Here is a 20,013-nt window from a genome sequence, read left to right on the forward strand (position 1 = left end):
TCGCTCGACCACAGCCCGCCGACATCGGGGCGCTGGATCCGACGCCCTCCCCACCGACGGGATGGGCGCATTGTGGGCGGGGCTCTTCCTATGGCGGGTTGGTGACGCTGTAATTTTTGAAAGGCGAGCGGTGTCAGTGAGTTGGCGGCGCGGAATATGCTGGCAATCGGCGGATTGTCAGCAGGGGGCGCGCCCTTCTCCCCTTGCGGGAGAAGGTGGCCCGCGAAGCGGGTCGGATGAGGGGTCTCGCGGTCGCAGCCGGTGCGACCCCTCACCCGACCGCACAAGAACGACGGCTTCGCCGCCGTGTGCGGTCTCCCTCTCCCGCAAGGGGAGAGGGCTCCTTCTACGAATGAACCGTCTCCCCATGCTGGGTGTAGTCGAGGCCCTCGATCTCCTCCTCCTTCGGCACGCGCAGACCGGTGGTGAATTTGCAGATCATGAGGATGGCGAAGGTGCCGACGGCGCTCCAGGCGATGACGGCGACCAGGCCGATGGTCTGGTTGAGCAGGTTGGCGCTGGCGGCGACGGGGTTGATGGCGGCGGTGGCGAGGACGCCGGTCAGCAGGGCGCCGACGATGCCGCCGACGCCGTGGACGCCGAAGGCGTCGAGGCTGTCGTCGTATTTCAGGGCGCGCTTGAGCCAGACGGCGCCGGCGTAGCAGGCCGGGCCGCAGACAAGGCCGATGATGAAGGCGCCCTTGGGGTCGACCAGACCGGCGGCGGGGGTGACGCCCACGAGACCGGCGACCAGGCCCGACAACAGCCCCAGCAGGGTCGGCTTCTTGTGGTCGAACCACTCGACGGCGGTCCAGGCGAGGGCGGCGGCCGCGGCGGCGAGGAGGGTGTTGAATGCGGCGACGGCGGCGATGCCGTCGGCGGCCCAGGCCGAGCCGGCATTGAAGCCGAGCCAGCCGACCAGCAGCAGGCCGGCGCCGATCGCGGTGTAGGCCAGGTTGTGCGGAGCCATATTGTCCCGCCCGTGCCCGTGGCGCGGGCCCAGCACGAGGGCGGCGACGAGGCCGGCGACGCCCGCATTGACGTGGACCACCGCCCCGCCGGCGAAGTCGAGCACGCCCAGCGAGCCCATCCAGCCGCCGCCCCAGACCTGATGGCAGATCGGCGCATAGACGATCAGGTGCCAGAGGAAGAAGAACAGGATGGAGGCCGAGAATTTGATCCGTTCGGCGAAGGCCCCGGCGATCAGGGCCGGGGTGATGATGGCGAAGGTCAGCTGGTAGGCGATCCAGAGGAATTCGGGCAGGCCGGGGGCGAGGCTGTGAGCGGTGGTCGGCGTGACGCCGTTGAGGAAGGCGGCCTGAAGGCCGCCGATGAAGCCGTTGGTCGCCTCGCCGCTGGAGCCGAAGGACAGGCTGTAGCCGGCGATGAACCAGAGGACGGTGACGATGGCCATGGCGGCCGTGGAATGGGCGATGGTGGCCAGGACGTTCTTGCGCCGCACCATGCCGCCGTAGAACAGGGCCAGACCGGGCAGGGTCATCAGCAGGACCAGCGCCGTCGAGGTCAGGATCCAGGCCGCCGAGGCCTCGTTCAGCTCCAGCGGCGCCTGATGGGCCAGAAGGGCTGGCGAGGCGGCCAGGGCTGGTCCGGCGACGAGCAGGCCGGCGAGGCTGACGAGGGTGGCGAGAGCGGGGGATTTCATGCGCGAGGTCCGAGGCTGGGAGTCACAAGGCTCGGCTCGAACCGCGTTCGGGGCCGCGGATAGGGATAGGAACCTATTGCACCGCAGCAGGCAAATCATTTCGTGTGCGGCGCAATAACTTGCTGTGACGCTGCACGGACGGGTCCTCAAGGCTGACGTTGCGGCATGTCCTGACCGCAGGTGTTCGCGTCTGCAAGAAGAAGGTTCATCACGAAGGACACGAAGGTCTCGAAGGGTGCGGTGAGGATGACAGGGTCGGATTCGCCTTTCGGACCACAGAAGACTCTGGATCGAGGCCAAGGCATCGCTCGGACTGCGGCGGCGAAGCCGCAATCGGTTGGGAGGTCAAAGACGCCACCAGTCCCGGACCCTGCGCGGTCTCTTCGTGACCTTCGTGATCCCTTCGTGTCCTTCGTGATGAACCTCCCGCCCTCGCCGGGCAGGCGCAGGCGACGACAAGCGACCGTCGGCGGCTGCGTCAGACCTTGTAGAAATCCCGGTACCAGTCGACGAACCGTTTGACCCCGATGTCGATGGGCGTCGAGGGCGCGTAGCCGAGGGCGGCGCGGGTCTCGGTCACATCGGCCTCGGTGCGGGTCATTTCGCCGTCCTGAGTCGGCATGACATTGAGGATCGCCTTGCGGTCCAGCACCTGTTCCAGCACCTCGATGTAGCGGGCCAGCGGCTCGCGCCGCCCGGCGCCGAGGTTGAGGATACGCCAGGGGGCCACGCCGCTTGTGCCAGGTCCCGGGGCTTCGGCGCGCCAGTCGGGATCCTTGCCCGGCACGGTGTCCAGCGCGGCGATCACGCCGTCGACGATGTCGTCGACATAGGTGAAGTCCCGCTCCATCGTTCCGGCGCCATAGACGTCGATCGGCTGGCCCTCGAGGATGGCCCGCGTGAATTTGAACAGGGCCATGTCCGGCCGGCCCCACGGACCATAGACGGTGAAGAACCGCAGGCCGGTGCAGGGGATGCCGAAGATGTAGGCATAGGCGTGGGCCATGGACTCATTGGCGAGCTTGGTCGCTGAATAGACGTTGAGCGGATGGGCTGTGCCCTGCTGGACCGAGAAGGGCAGGGCGGCGTTGGCACCGAAGACCGAGCTGGTCGAGGCGAAGACCAGATGCTCGGCCTTCACGGCGCGGGCGCCTTCCAGCACGGTCAGGAAGCCGACGACGTTGGAGTCGATGTAGGTCTCGGGATTTTCGACGCTGTAGCGGATGCCGGCCTGGGCCCCGAGGTGGACGATGCGGCGGGGCGCGTGCTGCGCGAACAGGGCGGCCATGCCGTCGCGATCCGCCAGATCGAGCGTGTGGTGGATATAGCCGGGCCGGGTCAGCAGGCGGTCGAGGCGCGCCTGTTTGAGGGCGGGGTCATAGTAGTCATTGAGATTGTCGACGCCGATCACCGTCTCGCCGCGCGCCAGCAGACGCTCTGCGGTGTGGAAGCCGATGAAACCGGCCGAACCGGTGACGAGGACGGGGCCCTGGGTGGTCATGGATTTGCGATAGCGCCGGTCGGGCCGCTCCGCCACCTCATATCGATTGCCGGCGGGCGATCAGGCCGGAAAGCGGCGGCAGTTCGCCGGTCGGGGCGTTGTCGAGATTGACGGACTCGACCATGCGCAGGCCGGGGGCGGGCGACCATGCGACGGTCTCGTGGCCGAGGTTGAAGACGCAGGTCAGGACGTCGCCCCCGTGGGCGCGCTCGAAGGCGAGCAGGGGCGCCGGAGCCTCAAGGAAGCGCAGGGATCCGAGGCGCAGGGCGGGCTCGGCCTTTCGTAGTGCGATCAGGCGGCGGCTGAGGCTGAGGATGGAGGCGGGATCGGCTTCCTGACGATCGACGGCCAGCGGCGGGTGACGGGGATCGACGGGCAGCCAGGGCTCGATGGTCGAGAAGCCGGCGTGGGGGGCGTTGGCGCGCCAGGGCATGGGAGTGCGGGCGCCGTCGCGGCCGAGGGTCTCGGGCCAGTTGGCGATGGCCTCGGGATCGACGAGGCGGTCGAAGGGTACCTCGGCCTGCGGCAGCCCCAGCTCCTCGCCCTGGTAGACGAAGACATTGCCGCGCAGGGCCATCAGCAGGAGCATGGCCATCCGGGCGAAGCGATCGGGGTCGCGGCCCTCGCTCCAGCGCGAAACGGCGCGCGGGGCGTCGTGGTTGGAGAAGGCCCAGGAGGGCCAGCCCTGACCGGGCGCGCCGTCCCAGGCGGCATTGGCGCGTCGCACCAGCTCCGGCGTCAGTTCGTCCGCATACAGGTAGGCGAAGCCGTAGGCGCTGTTCAGATGGCGATCGTCGGCGGTGAAGGCCTGCATCTCCGGCTCGGCGGCGGCGCCCACGACTTCAGCCACGCTGAAGCGGCCGGGATAGTCGTCCATCAGGGCGCGGATGCGGGCGAGGAAGGCCGGGATTTGCGGCTGTGACTGGTTGTGGACGTGGGACTGGAAGTCGAAAGGGCGGGTGCGCTTGCCGGGAGGGGCGGGGGGATTGTCCCGGAGGTGCGGGTCGTGCATCGCGAAATTGATGGCGTCGAAGCGGAAGCCGTCGACACCGCGGTCGAGCCAGAAGCGGGCGACATCGAGCAGGGCGTCCTGGACCTCGATATTGTGCAGGTTCAGCTGGGGCTGCTCCGGCAGGAAATTGTGCATGTAGTACTGACCGCGACGGGCGTCCCAGGTCCATGCGGGGCCGGCGAAGACGGACTGCCAGTTGCTGGGCGGCGAGCCGTCGGGCCTGGCGTCGGCCCAGACGTACCAGTCGGCCTTCGCCGCAGCGCGCGACTGGCGGCTGTCCTTGAACCAGGCGTGCTGGTCCGAGGTGTGGGCCAGGACGAGGTCGGTGATGATCTTCAGGCCCAGCGCGTGGGCGCGGGCGATCAGGCGGTCGAAGTCGGCCAAGGTTCCGAACACCGGATCGACATCGCAATAGTCGGCGACGTCATAGCCGAAATCCTTCATCGGCGAGGTGAAGAATGGACTGAGCCAGACGGCGTCGACGCCCAGGGAGGCGATGTGGTCGAGGTGTTCGGTGATCCCGGCGAGGTCGCCAACGCCGTCGCCGTCGGCATCAGCGAAGCTGCGCGGATAGACCTGATAGATGACGGCGCCCCGCCACCAGTCGGCGGAGGAAGCGGTCAGCGGGACTGGAACCTTGTCGGTCACGCGCGGCCTTCTGATTCGATACGACGTCGGGCGATGCGTCGGGACTTTGCATCGCCCGGTCGCCGGGCGATAGGTGGACGGATGGCGGAGCCTGAAGGATGATCGGAACGATGTGGCGAGCTGGACTGCCGGGACTTCTGCTGGCCCTGATCGCGGGATCGGCCTGGGCCGAGGTGACCCTGACCTTCTACGCGCATCCGGGGGCCAGGGTGCGGGACGGAAACCTGCTCTTCCCTCATGCCTTTGTGCAGGCCACGGGGACCTTGGACGAGACGGGCGAGACCGTGGACTGGGCAGCCGGGTTCACGGCCCGCAACCCCGGACCGCAGCTGCTGTTCACGCGTGGCGAGGGCGTGGTCGAGCTGCCGAACCCCCGGTATGTCGGCGAGGGCAAGCCCTATCTGCGGCTGACGGTCAGCGACGCCGACTATCGCGCCGTGCGGGCGAGGGCCGATTGGTGGAACACGCCGGAGGGGTGGGTGTATGACCTGCGGCGGCGCAACTGCATCACCTTCATTGCGGATCTGGCCCGGGTGGCGGGCCTGCGGACGGCCGAAGAGCCGTCGCTGAAGCCGGGAACGTTTCTGGAGGCGACGGCGGCGCTGAATCCGGCGGCGGCGTGGCGGGAGCAGCCGGCGGTCGCTACGGAACCAGAGGCTGGCCCGACGCCCGGCGGGCGCTGAGCTCGGCCTGAACGGCCTCGAGCGCGCGCGCCCGGGCCTCGGCCGACGGGTGGCTCCAGCCGGGATAGCGGACCCGCCAGTTGTAGTCGCCGAAGCGACGCCAGAAGGCCGGTGCGATGCCGGTGTCGAAACCGGCGCGGGCGGCGAGATAGAGGCCGACACGATCCGCCTGCCGCTCGGCGCCGCCGGCCGCGCTGGTGAAGGCCGGGAGGGTCTGGGTCTGACGGCCGCGGGCCTCGGCCTCATGCCAGCCCCGGTGCCCAAGGACGTGATGAGCCAGCTCGTGGCCGAGGACGATAGCGAGTTCGTCGTCGGTGGCGGTGAAGCCGGCCATGGCGGTGGTGATATATAGGCGTTTCCCGTCCGCCCGGGCGTTGAGCTCGTCCGACGGATCCAGCTGGACGTCGTAGCCGCAGGCGCGTTGCGGCGTCACTGTAGCGGTCTGGTCGTCGCCGTCGCGGCGGAAGGCGATTTCGACGGGGCCGGCCGCCAGGGCCAGGTCCAGCTTCTGGATGTTGGCCTCGACGCCCTCGAAAGCCGCCGCCCGGCGGGTGACGCCGCGCGCCAGGGCCTCGCCGTTGATGCCGAGAAGCAGGTCGCCGCGGCGCAGTCCCGCGCGTGCGGCCGCTGACCCTTCGGGAACCGCCAGCAGGCCGGGCAGGTCTCCGTCCAGTCCGAACCGGGCTTCGGCATGGGGCCGCAGTTCTGGGCTGTACTGGCTCGCGGCATGCAACAGCCAGCCTGCCGAGTTCCGCACGGCCGGGCAAAGCTCTGCATTGGCTGCCGACAGTCGATAGCCGACGCGCGCGACCCGTTGGTCCAGATCCGTCAGGGCGATCAGTCGCTGTTCCGCCGGAGCCGCGATTTCCAGGCCGGCATCAGCAACAGGCGCCTTCGAGCCGCAGCCGGAAAGGGCAAGGCCCAGAACCAGGAGCGCTGGCACGGGGAGGAGGAAACGCCGGTTCAACATGGGCGCACCATGCGTCGGGGCTCCGCGCCTTGCCAAGCCTTCAAACAGGATGACCGGTGCGTCCTTCAGGTGTTCGAGGCCGTATCATTATACGGCGGACACCGATCCAGCCTCGCGGCCAAGGGGAATGCGGCGTGGAGTGTGTGACAATCCTGAGGAGTATCGCGGGATATTCATTACATCATGATTGCGTTGCGCTTGTCGTTTCGGCGCGCCGCGTTACGGTGACTGTCTCCAATATTTTCCGCACGACGGTGGCACCATGTTCTTCGGCTTGATCAGCAACCGCTCCGGCGGAAACTCGAACAGCTTCCTTGAGGCTTTCGAGGGTTTTACAGGCCCCAGCCAGCGGTTCACGGGCGCCCGCGAGGCGCTTGAACCGCTCCAGGCCGATAGCCCCGTGCTCCAGGACCTGGTCCCCGGCCGCCCTGGCGCTTCGAACGGGCTTCTTGAAGCCTTCCAGGAGTTCTCAGGCCCGAACCAGCGCTTCATCGGCGTCGGCGAGTCGGTCGAATTCGACGAGCCGGCCGAGTCGTCCTCGTTCGGGGCGATCGCCAGTTACCAGATATGCGCCTGCTGCGCCCGCTTCCACGGGCCGACCACGGACGCCGACGGCGGCCCGGTTTTCGGCCTTAACGCAGACGACCGGGGCGTCTTCGGTCCCAACGGCAAGCCGTCGCTGAGTTCGACGGACGCTGGCGCCCAGATCACCCGCACCAACCAGAGCTGGGCCTCGGCGCTCGGCACGGCGGCGGTGGTGACCTACGCCTTCCGTGACTCGGTCACGACCATGCCGACGGACACGACCGGCTTCTCCCAATTCAACGCCACCCAGATTGCAGCCTCCGTTCTGGCTTTTTCCGCCTGGTCCGACGTCGCAAACATCACCTTCCAGCGCGTCCAGAATGCCGGGAGCGAGTTCTCGAACGACGCCACCATCCTGCTGGCCAACTACGCCGATGGTCAGGAGGGCGCGGCCGCCTTCGCCTATCTGCCCGGCGGCATGCCCGGCGCGGCCGGCTTCGGCCAGGTGCAGGGCGACGTCTGGATCAACAGCTCGCTGTCCTACAACGCCCTGCCGGTCCAGCAGGGTTACGGCCAGCTGACGCTGCTGCACGAGATCGGCCACGCCATCGGCCTGAGCCACCCGGCCGCCTACAACGCGAGCGCCGGGGGCACGATCACCTATTCGGGCAGCGCCGTCTACTACGAGGACTCCCTCCAGTATTCGGTGATGAGCTATTTCAGCGAGGTCAATACGGGCGCGGATTTCCGCGTCAACGCCCAGGGCGCCCGGTCGTATTCCTCGGCGCCGCTGCTGGACGACATCTCGGCGGCCCAGCGCCTGTACGGCTCCAATATGTCCACGCGTACGGGCGACACGGTCTATGGATTCAACTCCAACACTGGCCGGCTCTGGTTCACCGCCAACAATGAGCTCAGCACACTCGTCTTCTGCGCCTGGGACGCCGGCGGGACCGATACGTTCGACTTCTCCGGCTATCTGAACAACGGCCAGATCATCGATCTGCGCCAGGGGGCCTTCTCCAGCGTCGGCGGCATGGTGGGCAATGTTTCCATCGCCCTGGGCGCGGTGATCGAGAACGCGATCGGCGGCCAGGGCTCGGACACCTTCCGTGGAAACTCGGCCGACAACCGATTTACCCCGAACGCGGGTACGGATGTGGTCGACGGCGGCCTCGGGACCGACACCGTTGTGTTCTCGGGCACGCGCGCCGCCTACACCATTACCTGGACCGGACAGACGGGCACGATTGTCGGCAACGGCCAGAACGTGACCGTGACCAATGTCGAATTCCTTCAATTCACCGACCAGACCATTGCGGCGGCCCCGACGGGCGGCGTCGTGGTCGGCGGCGACATCACCAATGAGACCATCACCGGCACCGCCCTGGCGGACGTGATCGGCGGGCTTGGCGGGGACGACACCATCTCCGGCCTGGCCGGGAACGACACCCTGAACGGCGGCTCCGGCAACGACACGCTGAACGGCGGCGATGGTGACGACGTCCTGATCGGGGCCCTCGGCAATGACACGCTGAACGGCGGCGCCGGGATCGACACCGCCGACTATTCCGGCGCGGGCGCCGCGGTGACGGTCAATCTGGCCACAGGCGTGGCCAGCGGCGGGGCGGGAAATGATACCCTGACCCAGGTCGAGAATGTGACGGGCACCACCTATGCCGACACCCTGACCGGCGACGGCAACGCCAACGTCCTGCGCGGCGGCGGCGGCGTCGACACCATCAGCGGCGGCGGCGGTGACGACCATCTCATTGCCGGCGCGCCCGGCCTGACCGGCGGCGCGCCGGACATCATCAAGGGCAGCGACACCACCAACGGCAGCATCCAGACGGCGGTCTCCCTGACCGGGGCGTTCGATCTCGCCGACAATTCCGCGATCGCCAACTCGACCACCATTCCGCACGCGACCGTCGTGGCCACGACCCACGGCAACGTCGAATATTACCGCGTGACCGTGATCGCGGGCGAGACGGTGAATTTCGACATCGACAACGCCAGCTTCGACAGCACCCTGCGGCTGTTCGACGGCGGGGGCGTCGAGCTGGCCAGCAATGACGACAACAATTCGGATGGCGGGGCGTCCACCGACTCGGCCCTGAGTCACACCTTCGCCAGCGCCGGCACCTATTATATCCAGGTCGGTCGGTGGGTGAGCGGAAGCGGCCCCTTCGTCTCCGGCCCGCCCCCGGCCAACCAGACCTACACCCTGCATGTGTCGAGCCCGAGCCAGACGCCGGTTCCGATCGTGCTGGCCGGTTCGACCCTGAACGGCGATGCCGGCGACGATCGTCTGGAAGGCGGATCGGGCAATGACACGATGAACGGCGGAGACGGCACGGACACGGCAGTGTTCACCGGCAACCGCTCAGCCTATACGATCAGCGCTTCGGGCGCGGTGACCACGGTGTCCGGCCCCGGCGGGACGGACACGCTGACCAATGTCGAGCGGCTGCAGTTCGCGGACGGGCTGTTCGACATTACGGGGGCGCCGATCAGCGACGCGACCGTGATCAACGGCACGGCCGATGCGGACACACTGAATGGCACGGCCGGCGCGGATACCATCAACGGTCTGGGCGGGAACGACATCATCAACGGTCTGGCCGGGAATGACACAATCAACGGCGGTGAGGGTGACGACAGCCTCTCGGGCGGTCTCGGAGACGACGTGATTCGCGGCGGTACCGGCAATGACGTGATCTCGGGCGACGGTGGTTCGGATGTGCTGCACGGTGATGACGGCGACGACGCCTTCCTGTTCGCGGTCGGCGAGCCCGGCGGATCGACCCAGGTCTTCGGCGGTGCTGGCACCGACACGATCATCCTGCGTGGTGGCGGGGCCAGTATCGACCTGACGATCAACGGCGGTTCTGCCGGCGGTGTCGCGATCAGCACCAATTCGATCGAGAACATCCAGTTCGACGGGTCGGTGGATTCCGGCGGCGGGTCGCGTCTGGCCATCGGCAGTGCGGCCAACAACGCCATTGTGGCGCTGGGCATTGCAGCAGCTGTGAGATTCGAGGGCCGCGGAGGCGACGACCTGCTTATCGGCGGCAGCGGGGCCGATACCCTGCTCGGCGGTGAAGGCAACGACACGATCAGCGGCGGCGTGGGCAATGACACCATCGAAGGTGGGAACGGCGCCGACAGTCTTGCAGGCGGTCTCGGCGATGACTGGATCTATGGCGGCGCTGGCAATGATGTGATTTCCGGCGACGGCGGCTCGGACATCCTGTTCGGCGAGGACGGAGACGACGCCTTCCTGTTCGCCGTGGGCGAGCCGGGCGGTTCGACCCAAGTCTATGGCGGCGCGGGCACGGACACCATCATCCTGCGCGGCGGTGGGGCGAGTATCGACCTGACCCTGAACGGCGGCTCGGCCGGCGGCGTGGCGATCAGCACCAACTCGATCGAGAATATCCAGTTCGACGGATCGGTGGATTCCGGCGGCGGTGCCCGGCTGGGCATTGGCAGCGCAGGCAACAACGTCATCGCAGCCATCGGTATCCTGGCCTCGGTCACCTTCGAGGGCCGGGGAGGCGACGACCTGCTGATCGGCGGCGGTGGCGCAGATACCCTGCTGGGCGGCGACGGGAATGACATCCTGAACGGTGCCGCTGGCAATGATACGCTCAACGGTGGGGACGGCACCGACACGGCCCTGTTTACGGGCAACCGGTCCGCCTACACGATCACGCTGCTGGCCGGCGTGACCACCGTGACGGGTCCGGACGGCACTGATACCCTGACCAATGTCGAGCGACTTCAGTTTGCTGACGGGTTGTTCGATCCAGCCGGAGCGCCTCTGATCCTGGGACCGATCGACGGCACTGCCGGCGCTGACACGCTGAACGGCACACCGTTCGCGGATGTGATCAACGGCCTCGGTGGCGATGATGTGATCAACGGCCTCGGTGGCGATGATGTGATCTCCGGAGGCGATGGCAATGACGCGATCGCGGCGGGGACCGGCAACGACACCGTCCACGGCGGTGCTGGCAATGATGTGATCTCCGGCGACGGCGGTTCGGATGTGCTGCACGGTGATGACGGCGACGACGCCTTCCTGTTCGCGGTCGGCGAGCCGGGTGGGTCGACCCAGGTCTTCGGCGGCGCCGGCACCGACACGATCATCCTGCGTGGTGGCGGGGCCAGTATCGACCTGACGATCAACGGCGGTTCAGCCGGTGGCGTGGCGATCAGCACCAACTCCATCGAGAATATCCAGTTCGATGGATCGGTGGAGTCGGGAGGCGGCGGTCGGCTGGGTATCGGCAGTGCTGGAAACAACACCATTGCGGCCATTGGTATCCTGGCACCGGTCCAGTTCGATGGGCGGGGCGGTGACGACCTGCTGATCGGTGGTGGTGGGGCCGATCTCTTGATGGGAGGCGAGGGCAACGACATCATTCGCGGCAATGCGGGGGATGACACGATTGAAGGCGGTGCCGGCACCGACATCGTCGAACTCCAGGGCTTGAGCGCAGAGTATACGGTGACGGCCGTGGCTGGCGGCTACCGCGTGACGGACACAGTCACGGGTCGCGACGGGTCCGACCTGCTGACGGGTGTCGAGACCCTGCGCTTCAGCGACGGTTCGACCACGTCCCTGCCCGCGGCAGCGCCAGCGGCACCGCAGGTGCTGCCAGCCCTGGCCCAGGACAAGGCGATCACAGGCCCCGAGGTTCTTCCCGGTGCTCCGGACGACAAGGGGTTGAACGACGGACCCCAGACCCTACCGGGCGTTGATGAAGGCTTCCTGGTTCGCGATTGGCCGATGGCGGCGGACGTCGTGCTGCGCGATGGCGACATGGCACAGACGCTGTCCATGTTCGGCGACCTGCCGGCGAATGATGGCTATCTGATTGTGGCGACGGATGGGGGCATGCCCCAGGTTCTGCCGGCCATGGATGACGGCTTCATCCTGACCGGAAAATTGGACGATGCCCCGCCCGTCATGCCTACCCTGACCGGCGACTTCGATGGTGCGCTTTCGTCGACTTCGGAGCTGGAGCTCTCCCGCGAGTTCCTGATGGCCATGGCTCGCGAGAACCCGCTTCATCTGCGGGCTTCTGACGACAGTCTGACGTTGGCCGATGACTGGTCGGGAATCCTGTCCCCTGCGAGAGATGACATCTGGAGCTAAGGCAAGCCCGCCTGCCCGGACCGCGCGGATGTGTGGTCCGGGCAGGTCGAGCAACGACTTGGCAGGCCGGGTGAGGATTGTATTGGGTTGACCCGCGCTGCCTACTATTGAATGTCCGCCGACATCGTCGTGCAAGCCTGCGCTGCTGGCGGAGAGTCGACGGTACGTCGTTACGATCAGTGTGAGGACCAGAGTTGAATCTCGTTGAGCGCGATATGCTGGAGTTGCTCCGGCGCGGCCGCGGGGACCATGGCGTGGTCGCTGTAAAGGCCGAGTTTGAAGCCGAGGGCACCCGGCCCGACGAGTTTCTCAGGCTGCTGGAGATCGCGCGGAAGGCGGACCTGAAGGTCGCCCTCAAGATCGGCGGCTGCGAGGCTGTCAGCGACCTGCTGGCCAGCCGGCTTTACGGCATCGACTATGTCATCGCTCCCATGGTGGAGACACCTTATGCGCTGTCGAAATTCATCGAGGCGAAGGACAAGACACACACCGTCGATGATCAGGCCGGGACCTCCTTCCTGTTCAACCTCGAGACCGAAACCACCCTACGGAATCTCGACCTGATGGCGCAGAACGCCAAGGGGCACCTCGACGGGATCGTCTTCGGCCGGGTCGATTTCACCCTGTCGCGCGGACTGCCCCGAGGAGACATTGACACGCGGGGCGTCACCGATGCCGTTCTGCAGGTGGCGCAGGTAGCGCGGGACCTTGATCTTGAACTGGTGGTCGGCGGTTCGGTGTCGACGGGCAGTTTGCCTGCGCTCCGTGAGATCCGCGCGGTCCGACTCGATCGTTTCGAGACCCGCAAGGTCATTTTCGAAGGCGAGGCTGTCACCCGGCCGAATATCGCCGCGGGAATCGAGGTCGCGGTGCAGTTCGAACTGGCCTGGCTGAAGAACAAGCGCGACTACTATGGCGAGATCGCCCGGGAGGACGCCGCGCGGATCGCGATGATCGAGCGCCGCCTGGCGTCGAACGATCGGGAGCGGATCGCGGGCTGACGGCGAAGATCACGCGCCGCCTTGCCCGAGGGAGAGATCGACCTGGAATCCGCAGAACCCAACACGTCTCGCTGGCGCCTTCTGCTGTTCGGCGCGTCCGGCGCTGTCGGACAGGCGGTCGCCGACATGGCCGACGCCCGGGGCTGGTCCGTGACGGGCGTTTCCCGGTCGCAGCGTCCTGATACGGCGGAGCGCCACTGGGTGCAGTACGATCCGTCCGCCACCCCGACCTCGCCGACGGACTTCGCCGCGCACGGACCGTTCGACGCCGTCTGCTGGGCGCAGGGCGCGAACAGGCAGGACAGCGTGCTGGATTTCGACGCAGCCGCGAGCGCCGAACTGTTTGAGGCCAACTGCCTGTACATCGCCCGTAGTTTGAATGAGTTGCTGGCCGCGCAGCTGCTCAGCCCGGCCGGCGCGCGGCTTTGTGTGGTCAGCTCGATCTGGCAGGAGCGGGCCCGGCAGACCAAGCTGTCCTACACGATGACCAAGGCCGCGCTCGGGGGGTTTGTGCGGTCCGCGAGCGTCGATCTGGCCGCGGACGGCCACCTTATCAACGCTGTGCTGCCGGGCGTTCTGGATACGCCCATGACCCATGCGGCGCTCGCGCCCGAACAGGTTGAACGGGTGGCGCAGGCGACACTGTTCAACGCCCTTCCGACGCCCGACGGGATCGCCCGGCTAGTCGGATTCCTGTGTTCGGATCAGAATACCGTTGTCACCGGCCAGTCGGTCACCGCAGATCTGGGATTCAGCAATGTCCGCCTCGTTTGAGATCCGGGCGGCGAGCGGAACCTACACCGCCCGCATCCAGCCGGGGTCGCTGGAACAGGTGGTGGAACGCGGGGGCGACATCGTCATCCTCTGCGATGCGTATTTCGCCGACAGGTTCGAGGGGCGCGGCGTCCCGGTGATCAGCCTGCCTGCGCTCGAGACAACCAAGAGCCTGGACGAAATCCCGCGCGTAATCGCAGCCCTGAGAGAGGCGGGCGCGTCGCGCCGCACCCGGCTGATCGCGGTGGGCGGCGGCATCGTCCAGGACGTCGCCGGCTTCGTGGCCTCGGTCTATATGCGGGGCGTCAAGTGGGACTATGCGCCCACGACCCTGCTGGCCATGGTCGACAGCTGTATCGGCGGCAAGTCGTCCATCAATGTCGGACCCTACAAGAATCTGGTCGGCACCTTCCACCCGCCACAGACGATCCTGATCGACCCCGGCCTGTGCGAGACCTTGTCGGCGGACCAGCGGATCGCCGGTCTTTGCGAGGCGGCCAAGATCTGTTTCGCGCGCTCTCCGGAAACGTTTGAGGCCTATCTGGCGCTGGAGCCCGTCGTCGCGGCCGGGCCCGAGGCCCTCAGCGAGGTGATCGGCCTCAGCCTGGCGTCGAAGAAGTGGTTTCTGGAGATCGACGAGTTCGACCAGGCGGAGCGGCTGCTGCTCAACTACGGACACACCTTCGGCCATGCGATCGAGTCGGCCTCGGACTTCCGGCTGTCGCACGGGATCGCGGTGGGGCTGGGTATGATGGCGGCCGGGGCCATGTCCCGCTCGCTCGGGCGGGTCGCGGTCGGCGATGGGCCGACGGCGCGGTTTGAAGCCCACATCGACGGCCTGTTGCTGCAGATGCCGGAACTCGGGCCATTGGTCGCGGACCTGTCGTCTGACAGGTTGATTGCGGCGTTTCGTAGCGACAAGAAGCACACGGCCGACACCTTCGCCGTCGTCCTGCCGCTCGCGGCGGGCGGGGTGGAGCGGGTCGATCTGGGCCGAGGCCCGGAGACCGAAGCCCTGATCCAGACCGCCTTCGACCAGATGAAAGCCCGGTACGCCGCATGAAATACAGCGATCAAATCGTCGATTGGCTGGTTGAGCTCGGCTACACCCACTGCTTCTACGTCGGGGGCGGCAACATCATGCACCTGCTCGACAGCTGCAGTCGCAAGATGACCTGCATCGCCACCGTGCATGAGGTCGCTGCGGGGGTGGCGGTCGAATATTTCAACGCTGTCGGGGACGGTCGGAGGGCGCTTGCCTTGGTCACCGCGGGTCCGGGGCTGACCAACCTCGTGACGGCCGTCGCCGGGGCCTGGCTGGAAAGCCGGGAGCTGCTGGTACTGGGCGGGCAGGTCAAGACGCCGGACCTGAGCCGCGGCGAGGTCCGGCAGCGGGGCATTCAGGAGATCGATGGCGTGTCGATCGTGAAGTCGATCACCGCCCACGCCTCCACCATCGAAGAGGTGCTGGACCAGCGGGCCTTCGTCGAGCGCGCCGAGGCGGGCAGCCACGGCCGCCGGGGGCCGGTGTTCCTCGAACTGCCGCTGGATATCCAGGGCCGCGAGGTCGATCCGGCCGCACTGGCTGGCCGAGCGGAGCCGCTGCCGTCCGCGCCGGCGCTCAAGGCCGCGGACATCGACGCGCTGGCCGAAAAGGTTCGCGGGAGCCGACGCCCGCTCTTTCTTCTGGGCGGCGGGATCGACCATCACACGGGACAGCGGCTGGCCGGCGCACTGGAAGCCGCGGGCGTGCCGGTCGCGACGACCTGGAACGGGGCGGACCGCATCGGGAGGGACCACCCGATGTATGTCGGCCGGGCCAACACCTGGGGCCAGCGCTCGGCCAATCTGATCGTCCAGCAGTCCGACCTGCTGATCGCCCTGGGCACGCGGCTGGGTTACCAGCAGAGCGGCTTCAACTGGCAGGAATTCGTCCCGACGGGCGAGGTCGTCCACGTCGACATCGATAGCCGGGAACTGGAGAAGGGCCATCCGCGCACGGCCTGGCCGATCTGTGCGGACGCCAACGCCCTGCTTGAGGCCCTGCTTGGGCGCGATCTCGGCGCGCATGGCGACTGGCTGGCCTACTGCCGTCAGGTCCGACAAGACGTGCCCCTGCTGGAAGCCAACACCACGGGGCCCGGTTTCCTGTCCCCCTATGACGTGGCGACGACGCTGGGCCAGCTGAGCAAGCCGGACGACATCGTCATCCCCTGCAGCAGCGGGGGGGCGTTCACGGTGATGATGCAGGCCTTCGAAATGCAGTCCGGTCAGCGGATGGTCACCAACAAGGGGTTGGCGTCCATGGGCTACGGGCTGAGCGGCGCGATCGGGGCCGCCATCGCCTCCGGTCGCCGCACCATTCTGGTCGAAGGCGACGGGGGATTTTCCCAGAACCTGCAGGAGATCGGCACGGCCGCGGTGAACGATCTCGATCTGAAAATCTTCATCTTCGACGACAACGGCTACGCCTCGATCCGGTCGGTGCAGGTGAACTATTTCCAGGGCCGGTACGTCGGCTGTGATCGCGCCACGGGCCTGGGTCTGCCCGACTGGTCCAGACTGTTCGATGTCTGGGACGTGCCCTGCATGACGCTGGCCGACGGTTTCGAGACTGATCCGGCATTCCTGGACCGCTTCAACGGTCCGGGCGTTCAGGCCTTCGTCGTGCCGGTGGACCCCCAGCAGACCTATTTCCCGCGTATTACCAGCCGGATGGTGGAAGGCGGCGGCATGGTGTCAAATCCGCTGCACCGGATGACGCCGCCGCTGTCCGACGAGACCCTCGCGCGCGTCGGCGCGTATCTGCCGGCCTGAAAGGACACGCCTTGAAGCCGAACACCATAAAGGCCGTGATCCTGGCCGGCGGCAAGGGAACCCGGATCGCCGAGGAATCGGCGGTTCGACCCAAACCGATGGTCGAGATCGGCGGCCGGCCGATCCTGTGGCACATCATGAAGAGCTACAGCCACTACGGGGTGAATGACTTCGTGATCTGCTGCGGCTACCTGGGTCACAAGATCAAGGAGTATTTCCTCAACTACTCCTACCAGAACGCCGACCTGACCGTGGACCTCGAAAGCGGGGCCGTCACCATCCACCAGAGCAATGTGGAGCCGTGGCGGGTCACCCTCGTGGACACCGGGCAGGACACCCTGACCGGGGGGCGGGTCGGTCGGATCGCCAGCTATGTCCGCGATGATCCGTTCTTCTGCATGACCTATGGCGACGGCGTGTCCGACGTTGATATCGGCCATCTGATCGCCTTCCACGAACGTCATGGAAAGAAGGCGACGGTCACGGCCACGACGCCGCTGGCGCGGTTCGGCGCGCTGGACATGGAGGGCGACGCCGTCACCCGGTTCGTCGAAAAGCCGCACAATGAGGCGGGCTATATCAACGGCGGGTATTTCGTTCTGAACTCCTCGGTGCTGGACCTGATCGAGGGGGACGACACCATCTTCGAGAAGGGGCCGCTTGAGACGCTCGCGGCGGAAGGCGAGCTGATGGCGTTTCGGCACGACGGCTTCTGGCAGCCGATGGATACGCTTCGGGACAAGGACCATCTCGAAGAGATGTGGGCCGCCGGCGCCCCTTGGAAATCCTGGTGACCGACTCCCTGCCGGACGAGGCTTTCTGGCGCGGCCGCCGCGTCTTCCTGACCGGACACACGGGCTTCAAGGGCGGGTGGCTGACCCTGTGGCTGCGGTCGCTGGGCGCCGAAGTGTGCGGCTACAGTCTGACCCCGTCGACCGAGCCCAGCCTTTTCGAAGCGGCGAGGATCGGCGAGGCCTGCCGTTCCATCATCGGCGATATTCGCGATCTGCCGGCGCTTGAGCAGGCGTTCCGGGATTTCGAACCGGATATCGTCCTTCATCTGGCGGCCCAGCCGCTGGTGCGGCGCTCCTACCAGGACCCGCTGGAGACCTATTCCACCAATGTCATGGGCACGGCCCATGTGCTGGATCTGGTCCGGCGCGCCCCCGACGTGCAGGCCGCGCTGATCGTCACCACCGACAAATGCTACGAGAACCTCGAGCAGATGACGCCCTACCGCGAGACGGATCGTCTCGGCGGGCGCGATCCCTACAGCAACTCCAAGGCCTGCGCCGAACTGGTCACCCAGTCCTATTGGTGGTCGTATTTTTCGGCGGCCGGAGTGCCCGCCGTGGCCTCGGCCCGGGCCGGCAATGTCGTGGGCGGCGGCGACTGGTCGCCGGACCGGCTCGTGCCCGATCTGATGCAGGCGTTCGCTGAGGGGCGTCCCGCCATCCTGCGCAATCCGGACGCGGTCAGGCCGTGGCAGCACGTCCTCGAACCCTGCTGCGGTTATCTGCTGGCCGTGGAACACATCTGCCGGACGCAGGCCGTGAGCCCGCCGGCATGGAATTTCGGTCCCGACGCCGAGGGCAATGTCGCGGTCGGCGAGATCGCCGCCGGGCTGGCCGCGGCCTGGGGCGAGGATGCCAGCCTTGAGGTCCAGTGCGACCTCAATGCAGTGCATGAAGCGACGCTGCTGACGCTGGATCACACGAAGGCGCGGACGGATCTGGGTTGGCGGCCACGCTGGTCCCTGCCTACCACGCTGGCGAAGACGGCGGACTGGTATCGCGCCCACAGGGCCGGCAACGACATGCGGGCCATGTCAGAACAACAACTCTCCGACTATGTTTCCGCCTGATGGCAAGGTTTTCGAATGCTCAGTAAGACTGATCAACTGGCGGCGCTCCGTGCGCAGATGATGGAGCTGGCCGGCCAGTATGCCGAGCTGGCCTATGCGCCCGGGCCCTTTGTGGCCGGAGACTCCGCAGTGCCGGTGTCGGGCAAGGTGGTCGGCGCTCCCGAGCTGAAGAACCTGATCGATTCCTCGCTCGACCTGTGGCTGACGACCGGCCGGTTCAACACCGCATTCGAGGCCAGGCTCGCGGAGTATGTCGGCGTCCGGTTCGCCCTCACGGTCAATTCCGGCTCCTCGGCCAACCTCGCCGCGACGACGGCCTTGTGTTCGCCAATGCTGGGGGACCGGGCGCTGAAGCCCGGCGACGAGGTCATCACCTGCGCCACCGGCTTTCCGACGACGGTCAATCCGTCCATCCAGAATGGGCTGGTGCCGGTGTTCGTTGATGTCGACCTGCCCACATACAACATCGATCCGGCCGGTATCGAGGCCGCCGTTACGGACAAGACGCGGGCCATCATCCTGGCCCACACCCTCGGCAATCCGTTCGACCTCGGCGAGGTCATGCGGGTGGCGAAGAAGCATGACCTGTATGTGATTGAGGACAGTTGCGACGCCCTGGGCGCCCGCTACGACGGCCAGCTGGTCGGCACCTTCGGGGACATCGGCACCGTCAGCTTCTATCCCGCACACCACATCACGATGGGGGAAGGCGGCGCGGTCTGGACGGATCGCGGCGACCTGAAGCGGCTGATCGAGTCGGTCCGCGACTGGGGCCGCGACTGCTACTGCGCGCCCGGCGAGGACAACACCTGCAAAAAGCGGTTCAAATGGAAGCTGGGCGACCTGCCGCGTGGCTATGACCACAAATACACCTACTCCAACCTCGGCTATAATCTGAAGATCACGGACATGCAGGCGGCGGTCGGCCTGGCGCAGTTCGACCGGTTGCCGGATTTCATCCGTGCACGGAATGTTAATTTCGAATTCCTGAAATCCGGTCTCGCGGACCTCGAGGATCAACTGATCCTGCCCGAGGCGACGCCGCGGTCGGAGCCGTCGTGGTTCGGCTTTCCCTTGACCCTGCGCAGCGACGAGGAGGGGCTGCGCGACGATCTGGTCCAGTTCCTCAATGAGAAGAAGGTGGCCACGCGCCTGCTGTTCGGGGGTAACCTGATCCGCCAGCCCTATATGAAGACCCGCAACTGGCGGGTTTCCGGGGACCTGACGCGGTCGGACAAGGTGATGACGTCGACCTTCTGGATCGGCCTGTATCCCGGCCTGACGGAGGGTCACCTGACCTATGCCTGCGACATGATCCGGCAGTTCCTGCGCGACCGGCCGGCGCGGGTCTGACCCTGGACCGCCTTCCCGCACATCGCCGAGACGTC

At 66.9% G+C, this 20,013-nt stretch carries 13 protein-coding genes; 9 read left to right on the top strand and 4 right to left on the bottom strand.

What is annotated here, in order from left to right; translation table 11 throughout:
- Positions 1 to 346: 346 nt before the first annotated feature.
- From B3E43_RS09140 to B3E43_RS09150, 3 genes are all read right to left on the bottom strand, one after another.
- Entirely contained in the window at positions 347 to 1,663 is a 1,317-nt protein-coding gene (locus B3E43_RS09140) for an ammonium transporter (RefSeq protein ID WP_292028678.1), read from the bottom strand.
- 478 nt (positions 1,664 to 2,141) lie between these two features.
- Positions 2,142 to 3,200 carry an NAD-dependent epimerase/dehydratase family protein gene (locus B3E43_RS09145; protein ID WP_349677574.1) on the bottom strand — a complete coding sequence of 353 codons (1,059 nt, stop codon included), beginning with the start codon at positions 3,198 to 3,200 and terminating at the stop codon, positions 2,142 to 2,144.
- Position 3,201: 1 nt separating this feature from the next.
- The gene (locus B3E43_RS09150; protein ID WP_292028680.1) at positions 3,202 to 4,824 is read right to left on the bottom strand and encodes an alpha-amylase family glycosyl hydrolase; all 1,623 of its coding nucleotides are present in this window, start codon (positions 4,822 to 4,824) and stop codon (positions 3,202 to 3,204) included.
- Positions 4,825 to 4,922: 98 nt separating this feature from the next.
- Between B3E43_RS09150 and B3E43_RS09155 the strand changes: the two genes are divergently transcribed.
- Complete coding sequence (locus tag B3E43_RS09155; RefSeq protein WP_292028682.1) at positions 4,923 to 5,507, top strand: hypothetical protein; 585 nt, start codon at positions 4,923 to 4,925, stop codon at positions 5,505 to 5,507.
- On the opposite strand, the gene B3E43_RS09160 is transcribed toward B3E43_RS09155, so the two are convergent.
- Positions 5,467 to 6,450, bottom strand: coding sequence for a M48 family metalloprotease (locus B3E43_RS09160; RefSeq protein WP_292028685.1), 984 nt, complete (start codon positions 6,448 to 6,450; stop codon positions 5,467 to 5,469). The two genes, B3E43_RS09155 and B3E43_RS09160, sit on opposite strands and share 41 nt — an antisense overlap.
- A gap of 289 nt (positions 6,451 to 6,739) precedes the next feature.
- Between B3E43_RS09160 and B3E43_RS09165 the strand changes: the two genes are divergently transcribed.
- The 8 genes from B3E43_RS09165 to rfbH all read left to right on the top strand — a co-directional run bounded on the left by B3E43_RS09165 (position 6,740) and on the right by rfbH (position 19,978).
- On the top strand, positions 6,740 to 12,169 hold the full coding sequence (locus tag B3E43_RS09165) for a M10 family metallopeptidase C-terminal domain-containing protein (RefSeq protein ID WP_292028687.1): 5,430 nt from the start codon (positions 6,740 to 6,742) through the stop codon (positions 12,167 to 12,169).
- Positions 12,170 to 12,384: 215 nt separating this feature from the next.
- A complete protein-coding gene (locus B3E43_RS09170) occupies positions 12,385 to 13,170 on the top strand; it encodes an aldolase/citrate lyase family protein (protein WP_292028689.1) in 786 nt (261 codons plus the stop codon).
- 21 nt (positions 13,171 to 13,191) lie between these two features.
- Positions 13,192 to 13,944: an SDR family NAD(P)-dependent oxidoreductase gene (locus B3E43_RS09175; protein ID WP_292028691.1), complete on the top strand. Its 753-nt coding sequence runs from the start codon at positions 13,192 to 13,194 to the stop codon at positions 13,942 to 13,944.
- On the top strand, positions 13,928 to 15,007 hold the full coding sequence (locus B3E43_RS09180; protein ID WP_292028693.1) for a 3-dehydroquinate synthase: 1,080 nt from the start codon (positions 13,928 to 13,930) through the stop codon (positions 15,005 to 15,007). Before B3E43_RS09175 ends, B3E43_RS09180 begins: the two co-directional genes overlap by 17 nt.
- Positions 15,004 to 16,761, top strand: coding sequence for a thiamine pyrophosphate-binding protein (locus tag B3E43_RS09185; RefSeq protein WP_292028695.1), 1,758 nt, complete (start codon positions 15,004 to 15,006; stop codon positions 16,759 to 16,761). The genes B3E43_RS09180 and B3E43_RS09185 overlap by 4 nt, the downstream gene beginning before the upstream one ends.
- Positions 16,762 to 16,787: 26 nt before the next feature.
- Entirely contained in the window at positions 16,788 to 17,555 is a 768-nt protein-coding gene (rfbF, locus tag B3E43_RS09190) for a glucose-1-phosphate cytidylyltransferase (protein ID WP_349677575.1), read from the top strand.
- Complete coding sequence (rfbG, locus tag B3E43_RS09195; protein ID WP_292028699.1) at positions 17,552 to 18,625, top strand: CDP-glucose 4,6-dehydratase; 1,074 nt, start codon at positions 17,552 to 17,554, stop codon at positions 18,623 to 18,625. The genes rfbF and rfbG overlap by 4 nt, the downstream gene beginning before the upstream one ends.
- A gap of 15 nt (positions 18,626 to 18,640) precedes the next feature.
- Positions 18,641 to 19,978, top strand: a complete 1,338-nt coding sequence (gene rfbH, locus B3E43_RS09200) for a lipopolysaccharide biosynthesis protein RfbH (RefSeq protein WP_292028701.1) — start codon at positions 18,641 to 18,643, stop codon at positions 19,976 to 19,978.
- Positions 19,979 to 20,013 lie beyond the last annotated feature (35 nt).

This window comes from Brevundimonas sp. UBA2416 (genome assembly GCF_002343105.1).
Classification (GTDB): domain Bacteria; phylum Pseudomonadota; class Alphaproteobacteria; order Caulobacterales; family Caulobacteraceae; genus Brevundimonas.